The sequence below is a fragment of the Galbitalea sp. SE-J8 genome (assembly GCF_030345695.1).
Taxonomy (GTDB): Bacteria; Actinomycetota; Actinomycetes; order Actinomycetales; family Microbacteriaceae; genus JAUASV01.
Genome location: NZ_JAUASV010000008.1, coordinates 58563 through 69461, shown reverse-complemented (window position 1 = coordinate 69461; position 10899 = coordinate 58563). Strand labels below are relative to the sequence as shown.

Annotated in this window: 8 protein-coding genes; 7 read left to right on the top strand and 1 reads right to left on the bottom strand. The window is 73.6% G+C overall.

The annotated features are described in order from the left end of the window. Position 1 precedes the first annotated feature (1 nt). Together QT381_RS07380 and QT381_RS07375 are read left to right on the top strand one after the other, a co-directional pair. On the top strand, positions 2–937 hold the full coding sequence (locus tag QT381_RS07380) for a 4-(cytidine 5'-diphospho)-2-C-methyl-D-erythritol kinase (protein ID WP_289248202.1): 936 nt from the start codon (positions 2–4) through the stop codon (positions 935–937). A gap of 37 nt (positions 938–974) precedes the next feature. Then, positions 975–2699, top strand: coding sequence for a molybdopterin-dependent oxidoreductase (locus tag QT381_RS07375; RefSeq protein ID WP_289248201.1), 1725 nt, complete (start codon positions 975–977; stop codon positions 2697–2699). A gap of 325 nt (positions 2700–3024) precedes the next feature. Here the strand turns inward: QT381_RS07375 and QT381_RS07370 are convergent, their stop codons facing one another. After that, positions 3025–4398, bottom strand: a complete 1374-nt coding sequence (locus tag QT381_RS07370) for an HNH endonuclease signature motif containing protein (protein WP_289248199.1) — start codon at positions 4396–4398, stop codon at positions 3025–3027. Positions 4399–4481: 83 nt separating this feature from the next. Here QT381_RS07370 and QT381_RS07365 point away from each other — a divergent pair, with 83 nt between their 5' ends. The 5 genes from QT381_RS07365 to QT381_RS07345 all read left to right on the top strand — a co-directional run bounded on the left by QT381_RS07365 (position 4482) and on the right by QT381_RS07345 (position 10833). After that, positions 4482–6293 carry an ABC-F family ATP-binding cassette domain-containing protein gene (locus QT381_RS07365; RefSeq protein WP_289248198.1) on the top strand — a complete coding sequence of 604 codons (1812 nt, stop codon included), beginning with the start codon at positions 4482–4484 and terminating at the stop codon, positions 6291–6293. Positions 6294–6573: 280 nt separating this feature from the next. Continuing rightward, complete coding sequence (locus tag QT381_RS07360) at positions 6574–7164, top strand: dihydrofolate reductase family protein (RefSeq protein ID WP_289248196.1); 591 nt, start codon at positions 6574–6576, stop codon at positions 7162–7164. 165 nt (positions 7165–7329) lie between these two features. Next, positions 7330–7506, top strand: coding sequence for a hypothetical protein (locus QT381_RS07355; RefSeq protein ID WP_289248195.1), 177 nt, complete (start codon positions 7330–7332; stop codon positions 7504–7506). A 16-nt stretch (positions 7507–7522) separates the two neighbouring features. Beyond that, the gene (locus tag QT381_RS07350; protein ID WP_289248194.1) at positions 7523–8293 is read left to right on the top strand and encodes an ABC transporter ATP-binding protein; all 771 of its coding nucleotides are present in this window, start codon (positions 7523–7525) and stop codon (positions 8291–8293) included. Further along, positions 8293–10833 (top strand): ABC transporter permease, encoded by a 2541-nt coding sequence (locus QT381_RS07345; protein ID WP_289248193.1) that lies wholly within the window; start codon positions 8293–8295, stop codon positions 10831–10833. The genes QT381_RS07350 and QT381_RS07345 overlap by 1 nt, the downstream gene beginning before the upstream one ends. Positions 10834–10899: the final 66 nt, after the last annotated feature.

Genomic DNA, 10899 nt, shown 5'->3' with positions numbered 1-10899 from the left:
CATGACGACCGCCCCCGATTCGAGGGTCGTGCACGTGCGGGCGCCGGGCAAGATCAACGTCTTCCTCGCCGTGGGTGCGCAAGCAGACGACGGCTACCACGACGTGGCCATCGCCTACCAGGCCGTCAGCCTCTACGAGGATGTTCGCGTCTCGGACGCGCCCGACTTCTCGGTCGCGCTGAGCGGCTCGGTCGACCTCGCGCGCGTGCCGACCGACGGGTCGAACATCGCCATCCGCGCCGCCCGACTGCTCGCGGCCCGCACCGGCTACCGGCGCGGAGCGCACATCGACATCGAGAAGCACGTGCCCGTCACGGGCGGCATGGGCGGCGGGAGCGCGGATGCCGCGGCCGCCCTCGTCGCGTGCGACACCCTGTGGGGCACCGACGTGGGTCGCGACGAGCTGCTCGTGCTCGCGGCCGAGCTCGGGGCCGACGTGCCGTTCGCGCTCACCGGCGGCACGGCGATCGGCACGGGGCGCGGCGACCAGCTGAGCCCGGCTCTCGCGAAGGGCAGCTTCGAGTGGGTGCTCGTGCTCAGCGACGCCGGGCTCTCGACGCCCGAGGTGTACCGCGAGCTCGACGAGCACCGGGCGCGGCACGCGCAGGACATCTTCCCGGCGCGCGTCGCCCCGACCGTCGACGTCGACGTGCTGCAGGCGCTGCGCGCGGGGGAGCCGCGCATGCTCGCCGAGGTGCTGTCGAACGACCTGCAGGCCGCGGCGCTCAACCTCGAGCCGTCGCTCGCCGGGGTGCTCGAGCTGGGGGAGTCGCACGGGGCGCTCGCGGGCATCGTCTCGGGATCGGGTCCGACGGTGGCCTTCCTCGCGGCCGACGTCAACGCCGCCCTGCAGCTGCAGATCGCGCTCAGCGCGACCCGGCACACGGTGGTGCGCGCGACCGGCCCGGTGCACGGGGCGCGCGTCATCTCCGGCTGACCGGCCGCGCCCGGGCCGGTCGGCGTACGCTCACGGGGTGACCGAGCTGGGCCCGCCGCCGTCCACGGCACCGACCGACACCGCACCGACGGCCGCCGGGCCGGCAGCCGCCGGGCCGGCGGGCGGCGAGCCGCACCTCGCCGCGCCTGCGCGCGGGGCGTTCGCCGCGGCATCCGGTCTCGCGGCCGCGATCGTCGGCGCCGCGACGGCGGAGGTCGTGTCGCTCGTCGTCGGCGGGGCGGGCGAACCGTTCGCCGCCGTCGGATCGCTCGCGATCGACCTCGCGCCGCCGTGGCTCAAGACGGCGGTGATCGGCGCGTTCGGCACGGGCGACAAGGCTTTCCTCGCCGTCGTGCTCGTGGTGCTCGTCGTCGTGCTCGCGGCGGTCGCCGGCGTGCTGCAGGCCCGCCGCCCGCCGTTCGGCGTCGCGGTCGTCGTCGCGCTCGGCGCGCTCGCCGAGGCGGCCGTGCTCACGCGGGCGGATGCCGCGCTCCTCTCGTTCCTGCCGGTCGCGGCGGGTGCGCTGCTCGCCGCCGCGCTCCTGCGCACCCTCGCCGCGCGGCTCACCGCGTGGGCCGCGCCCCTGTCGCGTTCGGAGGGGCTGTCGCGTTCGGAGCGGCTGTCGCGTTCGGAGGGGCTGGCGCGTTCGGAGCGGCTCGCGCCGCGTCCGCGGTCGTTCGAGCGGCGCCGCTTCCTGCAGCTGCTCGTCGCCTCGGCCGGGGTCGGCGCGGTCGTCGGCGTCGTCGGACGGGCCGCGGCATCCGTCACGCAGGTCGCGCGCGGCGCCCGCGCCGCGCTCACCCTGCCCGCCCCCGCGACCACGGCGCCGCCGGTGCCTGCCGGTGCGGACCTCGCGACGGGCGACCTCGCGGCCGAGGGCCTCTCGCCGTGGGTCACGCCGAACGCGGACTTCTATCGCATCGACACGGCGCTGAGCGTGCCGCAGCTCGCACCCGAGGACTGGTCGCTCACGATCACCGGGCTCGTCGACACCGAGGTGACGCTCGGCTGGCAGGACCTCGTGGCGCTGCCGCTCGTCGAGCGCTACACGACGCTCGCCTGCGTCTCGAACGAGGTGGGCGGCGATCTCATCGGCAACGCGCTGTGGCTCGGCTACCCGATCCGCGAGCTGCTCGCGCGGGCGGCGCCGCACGCCGACGCCGACATGGTGCTCTCGCGCAGCGTCGACGGGTTCACGGCCGGCACGCCGCTCGCGGTGTTGCAGGACGAGGGCACGGATGCGCTGCTCGCGATCGGCATGAACGGCGAGCCCCTGCCGATCGAGCACGGCTTCCCGGCCCGGCTCGTCGTTCCGGGACTCTACGGCTACGTGTCCGCGACGAAGTGGGTCACCGAGCTGAGGGTCACCCGGTTCGCGGACGACGAGGGCTACTGGACGCCGCGCGGCTGGTCGGCGCGGGGCCCGGTCAAGACCGGATCGCGCATCGACGTGCCGCGGGCCGGTCGCAGGGTCGCGGCCGGCACGGTCGCGGTCGCCGGCGTCGCCTGGGCGCAGCACACGGGCATCGCGAAGGTCGAGGTGCAGGTCGACGACGGCGAGTGGCGCGAGGCGACCCTGGCATCCGTCGTCACGGTCGACAGCTGGCTGCAGTGGTCGATCGCGTGGCGCGCGACGCCCGGCGCTCACACCATCCGCGTGCGCGCGACGGATGCCACGGGCGCCACCCAGCCCGAGTCCCCGGCGCCGCCCGCGCCCGACGGCGCGACCGGGTGGCACGGGATCGACGTGACGGTGAGCTGATCCAGCCCGGCTCTGATCCATCCCGCCGTGAGGTTGAGTCCCTGGGGGAGATCGACCCGCCGGGCATCGACACGCGTACCTCGGCTCGAAAGGCTCGCTGACGTGCAGCGTCATGGCGCGTCCCCTGCGCCTGGACGGGCAGCTCTGCCGACGCGGCCGTCATGCTCGGACTGTCGGTGCAGCGAGTTCATCGGCTCGACGGGGCGTCCTGACCCGTCGGCCCCGCTGACGATCTCGTGTCTCGCGGCGTCTCGCGGCGTCTCGTGTCTCGTGTCTCGCGGCGCGCGTCGCGCGGCGAGGCGAGGCGAGGCGCGGCACGGCGCGGCTAGAACGGCGGCGGCGGCTCGTCGTCGGGCGGTGGCTCGGACCCCGCGTCGGTGATCGACCGCCCGACGAGGAACGCGTCGACCTCGGCGGCGGTGCAGGCTCCCGGTGTCGGTTCGGGGCGATCGACGTAGACGAGCCCCTCGGGCGAGGTCCAGACGAGCACCCCGCCCTCGTGCTGCTCGACCTTCCAGCCGGTGCGGTGCTTGAGGTGGTGGTGTCCGCGGCACAGGAACGCCAAATTGTCGAGCGCGGTCTGGCCGGTGCCCGCGAAGTCGTCGGTGTGATCCGCCTCGGCGTGGGCGACGGAGGCGTCGCACGTGACGTAGCGGCAGCGCTGGTCGCGAGCGCGCAGGGCGCGCCGCAGATCGGCGGGCACCGCGTAGGCGTCCTTGCCGTACGAGAGCACGGCGCTCGTCTCCGGATGCGTGAGCAGCCGGGTGAACGACGGCGCGTCCGCGGCGAGGCGGCGTGCGGTCTCGGCGTCGATCGGGCCGTGCCCCTCGAGCTGGGCCGGAGCATCCGCACCGAGCAGGGTCAGCACGGGCACCGTGACGAGAACGGACGGCCGGATGCCGGCCGGCACGCCCGAGCACTCGCCGTCGATGAGCAGGTGGGCGAGGAGGTCGGCGCGCAGCTGTGCGATCGTGCGCTCCTCGCCCTCGACGCGGCCGGCGCGTGCCGCGGCGGTCAGGCGCGTATCGATCGCGACGGCCTCCTCGGCGGGCAGGTGCGCGGTGAGCCACGCCATCCCGTCGCGGGCGGGCTCGATGCCGACGTGACGCTTCTCGAGCGCCTCCACGGCGCGCGTCGCCATCGACTCGGGGTGCATCCGCTCGCGCAGCGCGCGCGCGAGGCGCGTGAACCGGCCGATCGGGACCGAGGCGCGCTCGAGCACGGCTGCTTCGTACTCGGGCACCGCCTCGGCGGGCAGCGATCCGGCCTCATCGACGACGACGTGCGCGTGCCGCACGGTGATCGTGCCGCGTTCGAGCGCCTGCAGCGTGTGCGGCAGGGTGCGCACGAGGCTGCACGAGCGCTCGATGAGGGCGCGAGCGGCGGAGTCGGAGATGCCGAGGCGGCAGCCGAGCTCGCTCGACAGCTCGCGCATCGCGACGACCTCGGCCGTCCAGCCGTCGGCCGTCGCCGCCTGCGTGCACTCGACGCCGATCATCTTGAGCCGCACGGCGTTCTCGATGAACTGCGCCTGCCAGGCGTCGAGCGTCGCCGCCATCTCGCGCGTGCGCGCGGCGGCGTCGAACAGGTCGGTCACCGAGTGGCCGATGCGGATGCCGAGGGGCGCGTCGGCGTTCGGCGACGCCGTGTCGCCGGAACCGTCCGTCGGGACGAATCGCACCCCATCCGCTGCTGCCATGCAAGAAGACAACCACCCACCACCGACATTCGAACCCCCCGAACGGGGGTCGCCCCCGGTCGCGCGCTACGCTCGAGGCACCCATGGCGCATCTTCTCGGGGCTGAGGCCCTCCACCTCGAATACCCGACCAAGGTCGTCTTCGACTCCGTGACCGTCGGCCTGAACGAGGGCGACCGGATCGGCATCGTGGGCCGCAACGGCGATGGCAAGTCCACGCTGCTCGGACTGCTGACCGGTCGCATCCAGCAGGATGCGGGACGCATCACCGTGCGCCGCGGGGTCACCATCGGCGTCCTCGATCAGAGCGACACCCTCGACGACTCGGAGACCATCGGTCACGCCGTCGTGGGCGACACCGCCGAGCACGAGTGGGCGGGCGACCCGAAGGTGCGCGACGTGATCGCCGGTCTGCTCTCCGACCTGCCCTGGGACGGTCCGATCGGCACCCTCTCCGGCGGTCAGCGCCGTCGGGTCCAGCTCGCCCGGCTGCTCGTCGGGGACTGGACCGTGATGTGCCTCGACGAGCCGACGAACCACCTCGACGTCGAGGGCATCGCGTGGCTCGCCGGCCACCTCAGGAAGCGCTGGCCCGCGGGCCAGGGCGGCCTGGTCGTCGTGACCCACGACCGGTGGTTCCTCGACGAGGTGTGCACCGAGACGTGGGAGGTGCACGACCGGATCGTCGAGTCGTTCGAGGGCGGGTACGCCGCCTACATCCTGCAGCGCGTCGAGCGTGACCGGATGGCGGCGGCATCCGAGCAGAAGCGGCTCAACCTGGCTCGCAAGGAGCTCGCCTGGCTGCGCAGGGGTGCCCCGGCACGCACGGCGAAGCCGAAGTTCCGCATCGACGCGGCCAACCAGCTCATCGAGGACGTGCCCGAGATCCGCGACACGACCCGGCTGCAGTCCCACGCCGTGTCCCGCCTCGGCAAGGACGTGGTCGACCTGCTCGACGCCTCCGTCGCCTACGGGAGCACGACCGTGCTGCGCGACGTGGAATGGCGGATCGCACCGGGCGAGCGCACGGGGATCCTGGGCGTGAACGGTGCGGGCAAGTCGACGCTGCTCGGACTCATCGACGGAGACGTCGAGCCGACATCCGGGCGGGTCAAGCGCGGCACGACCGTGAGGGTCGCCACGCTGACCCAGCGCCTCGACGAGCTCGAGGAGCACCTGAGCGATCCGGTCCGCGTCGTCATCGCGGGCCTTCGCACGAGCTACACGATCGGCTCCGGCTCCAAGGCGCGGGACCTCACGCCTTCGCAGCTGCTCGAGCAGCTCGGCTTCTCGGCAGCCCAGCTCTCGACCCCGGTGAAAGACCTCTCCGGCGGGCAGAGACGACGCCTGCAGCTGCTGCTCATCCTGCTCGACCAGCCCAACCTCCTGGTGCTCGACGAGCCGACGAACGACCTCGACACGGACATGCTCGCCGCGATGGAGGACCTGCTCGACTCCTGGCCGGGAACGCTCATCGTCGTCAGCCATGACCGCTACTTCCTGGAGCGTGTCACCGACCAGCAGTACGCGATCCTCGACGGGCGGCTTCGGCACCTGCCCGGTGGCGTGGACGAGTACCTGCGACTTCGAGCCGTTCAGGAGCGCACGGCGGAGACTGGCGCAACCGCCTCCGTGCCCTCGAAGAACCACCCAGGAGAATCGGTACCCGCGCTCGGCGGCGCGGGGCTCCGGGCCGCGCAGAAGGAGTTCGCTTCGTTGGAGCGCCGGATCGAGAAGCTGCAGCTGCAGATCGACACGGCACGCACGGCGCTCGCCGACCATGACCAGTCGGACTACCTCGGCCTGGGGGCGGAGATGCAGCGGATCGGCGGGCTCGAGTCCGAGCAGCAGGAGCTGGAGGGTCGCTGGTACGAGCTCAGCGAGCTATTGGGGTGACCGCGAGCCCCGATTCCGACTCCGCCGCGCCACGGCGATCAGCATCCGGCAGCGGCGCGATGCGACGCCCGACATCGTCGAGCCACCCTCGCGCCTCGGCAGGGAGTTCGGATGCGGCTGTCATGACGGCGGTCCGGTCGACGATGTCACGCAGAGCGTCCGAGCTCACAGGCTGAACCGGGCGAGGCCCACGCACCGACCGGCGTTCCTATGCTCGGAAGCGCGGGTGACCCCGGAAGCGCAGGTCACCTCGCAAGCGCAGATCAGGCAGGAGGCTCCCATGAGCACGATCTATGTCGCGAACCACATCACCCTCGACGGCGTCATGCAGTCCCCGGGCCGGCCGGACGAGGACACCCGGGACGGGTTCTCTCTCGGCGGCTGGGCGACGGCCGGATCGAACGACGAGGTCACGGCCGCGCTCGGCCGGCGGGCGACGGATGCCGGCGGCATGCGTCTGCTCCTCGGGCACCGCAGCTACGACGAGATGCTCTCGCACTGGAACACGGTGGGCGGCCCGTTCAAGGACGGGCTCAACGGCGCACAGAAGTTCGTGGTGAGCCGATCGGCGTCGACGACGCTGCCCTGGCCGAACTCGACCCTCGTGTCCGGCGGAGCACCGGCCATCGCCGACCTCAGGGCGCAGGACGGTCCGGACCTGTGCGTCATGGGCAGCGGCGTGCTGATCCGGACCCTGCTCGAGCATCGCCTCGTCGACGAACTGCTGCTGTTCATCCACCCGCTCGTGCTGGGCGCGGGCCGACGGCTGTTCCCCGACGCCGGTGCCGCCACGGAGTGGGAGCTCGTGTCCAGCTCGGCCGCGAGCACCGGCGTGCTGATCGGGCACTATCGACCGGCCCCGCCTCGCTGACGTCCAGCGCCAACCCGTGCCGCGCCCACCTGACCGCGCCCACCTGACAGATGTCACCGGCATCTCGTGATGGATGTGTGCGGCACTGCCGAGCGACCGGCTCAGGCTGGAGCCTGACGCCCAGCCCTCGCGGGCACCGCGGGCGACACGAGAGGAAGCACGATCATGGGCATTCGCGCACGTATGAAGGAACGCGACCAGCAGGCGGCGGACAAGGCCTTCGCCGCCGCGCGCCACGCCGGCGCGACAGAGGAGCAGGCCGAGGCGGCGGCCGCCAAGGCCGTGCGTCGTCGTCGCCGGCGCCGTCGCCTCATCCTGATCCTGGGGGCCGGCAATCGCTGACCGGCGGCGATCGCGGATGCCGGAACCCGCCCGCGGTCCCGCGACCACCGCGATCAGCGAGGACGCGTGCCGACTGGATGCCGTCAGCAGACGGTTCGGCCGGGACGGGGCGCACGTCACCGCGCTGGACCGCGTGAGCCTGCGACTGAAGCGCGGCACCTTCGCCGCGGTGATGGGCCCATCCGGGTCGGGCAAGAGCACCCTCCTGCACTGCGCGGCCGGACTGGACCGCCCAGACGCGGGCGAGGTGTACCTGGGCGACACCCGCTTGACGAACCTCAGCGAATCCGAGTCGGCACGACTGCGCCGGAATCGGATCGGGTTCGTGTTCCAGTCGTTCAACCTGCTGCCGACGCTGACCGTCCGGCAGAATGTCGCCCTCCCGTTCCGGCTGGCCGGCATCCGACCCGCTCGAGGCCGGATCGACGAGGTCCTCGACCGCGTGGGGCTCGCGGGGCGCGCCCGGCACCGTCCGGGCGAGCTGTCCGGCGGGCAGCAGCAGCGGGTCGCGATCGCACGTGCGCTTGCCCCGCAGCCCGATGTGATCTTCGCCGACGAGCCCACGGGGGCGCTGGACCTGCGGGCGGCCGGCGAGATCCTGCGGCTGCTGCGTCACGCCGTCGACGGCTCCGGACAGAGCGTGGTCATGGTCACGCACGACCCCTCCGCGGCGTCGTATGCCGATCGCGTGCTGATCCTCGCCGACGGCAGGATCGTCGACGATCTCGAACGGACGGATGCGGCCCGGATCTCGGCGCGACTCGCCCGGCTCGAGACGGACCGCTGATGCTCCGGCTGGCACTACACGCGCTCGCGCACCACTGGGCCGGGTCGGTCGCCGCCGGTGTCGCGGCGTTCACCGCCACCGCACTGCTCGCCGGATGCGGCCTGCTGCTGCAGACCGGGCTGGACGGCGCCGTCGCACCCGAGCGATACGCGGGAGCGCCGGTCAGCGTGTCGGGGGATCAGAACGCCCACGCGGTCGAGCACAAGCACGACAAGGTGAAGCGCACGTCGAAGCCGCTGGCCGAGCGGGTGTGGATGCCCGACCGCGTCATCGACACGGTGCGCGCGCTCGACACGGTGGACTCCGTGGTGCCCGAGCTGGACTTCCCGGCCTACCTCATCGTCGACGGACGGCCCGTCCCGGGGCCGCACGGTCTCGCCTCGCTGGGACACGATTGGTCGTCCGCGGCGCTGACCCCCTTCACCGTGGGCAGCGGCCGGGCGCCGAGCGCCGACGACGAGATCGTCATCGACGCGGCGCTCGCCGCTCGCGCGCGAGTCCGACCGGGCTCGACGGTGTCCGTGCAGACCTGCACCGGGCCGGGCCGGTACCGCGTGGTGGGCGTCGCGGCGCCCGGTGGCGATCGCGACGGCCTGCCCTCGCAGTCGACGCTGTTCTTCTCGTCGGCGCGGGCCGAATCGCTCACCGGGCGGCCGGGTCGGGTCGCCGCGCTCGGCGTGTGGCCGGCATCCGGGGTCGACCGGCGGGCGCTCGCCGCCGCGATCCGCACCGCGCTGGCCGACGTGCCCGTGCGCGTCTCGCTCGACGGCGATCGCGGTGCGGCGGAGTTCCCCGCGGCGCCGAACGCGACGGTGCGGCTGGTCAGCATCGCCGGGGTCATCGGCGTGACCTCGCTGCTGGTCGCGCTGCTCGTCGTGGCGGGCACCGTCTCGCTCGCGATCCAACGCCGCCGGACAGAGTTCGCGCTGCTGCGCACCATCGGCGCGACGCCCGGTCAGGTCCGCGCGATGGTCGGCCTCGAAGCGGCGACGGTGGGACTCGTCGCCGCCCTGCCCGGGGGAGCGTTCGGCCTCCTCGTCGCCGGCCGGCTGCACGACTACCTGGTTGCGGCGGGAGCGATCCCGGGAAATCTGGCGCTCGCGACCGGCCCCCTCCCGGTGCTCGCTGCCGCGCTGCTGACGACGGCGGGAGCCGGGGTCATCGGGCTGATCTGCGGACGCCGGGCGGCACGGATCCGCCCCACCGCCGCGGTCGCCGAGGCCGCCGCTCCGCCCGCGACCCTGGGCCGCGGCCGCGCGATCGCCGGCCTGCTGCTGCTCGCCGTCGGTGCCGCACTGCTGTTCGTGCTGCGGATGCTGCACACCGCGGCCGCTGCCGTCCCGGTCATGCTGGTCACGAGCCTGATCTGCGTCGGTGCCGTGACCCTGCTGGGCGTGCCCGTCATCCGGTTGATCGGAACGGCGATCTCCGTCCTCGTGCGCGGCCCGGGGGCAGCCCCGCTCCACCTGGCCGCCCTGAACCTCCGGACGGGCTCGCGGCGGTTCACCTCCGTCGCGATGCCGGTGCTGCTCGCGGTCGGGATGGCGTGCACCATCCTCTTCCAGCAGACCACGCTCGCCCACGCGGCCGACCGCGAGCTCGAAGCGGCCGTTCGCGCCGACTACGCGGTGAGCGGATCGGACCCCGGCCTGTCCCCGGCGATCGCCGTCGCGGCACGGCGCATCGCCGGCGTGACGACGGTGACGCAGATCATCCGCTCCGCTGCCCGCGATGCCGACCTGGCGGACTACTCCGTGCAGGGGGTCACCCCGGCGGGGCTCTCGCGCACGCTGGACCTCGGTGTCGAGGCGGGATCGCTGGCGGCGCTGGGGCCGGACGCGGTCGCGTTGAGCTCCTCGGCCGCGCAGCGCTCCGGGGCGGGAGTCGGCGATCGCCTCCGGCTGACCCTGGGGGACGGCACGCCGGTCACGCTCACGGTGGCCGCCGTCTACCGGCGTGGCCTGGGGTTCCCCGACATCACCATGGCGCACGATGTGGTGGCCGCTCACGTCGACGACCCGTTCGATGACCTCGTGCTCGTCGACGGCCGGCCCGGCCTGCGGCCCGCCATGCGCGCCGCGCTCGGTGCCGGTGCGCGCGTGGACGCTCACGCCGGTCAGCGGGCGCCCGCGCCGGCCGAGGGCGGCCCCACCGTCGGTGTGCCGTACCTGCTGCTGATCCTGATCGCGGGGTTCTCGGCCATCGGCGTGGTCAACACGCTCATCATGGCCACCGCGCACCGCGTGCACGAGTTCGCAACCCTCCGCCTGGCCGGCGCGACGCCCGCCCAGATCCGCGCCATGACGCAGTGGGAATCCGTGCTCCTGACGATCACCGGCGCGCTGCTCGGCACGGCGGTCAGCCTCGCCGCGCTCTGGGCGTTCAGCGCCGGGATGGGACTGCCCTCGCCGTTCGTCCCCGCAGCGCCGTACCTCGCGATCGTCGGCGGAACCGCGGCGCTCGTCAGCGTCGTCACCGTGGTCGCGACGCGCGCCGCGCTCGCGCTGAGCCGGGCACGGGATCGAGACCCGGCGGCCTGAGGTCGGCGAGGGACTCGCATCGCCCAGGCCACCGCATCCGGTCCCGGCCCCTGGCTCGCCGTGCGG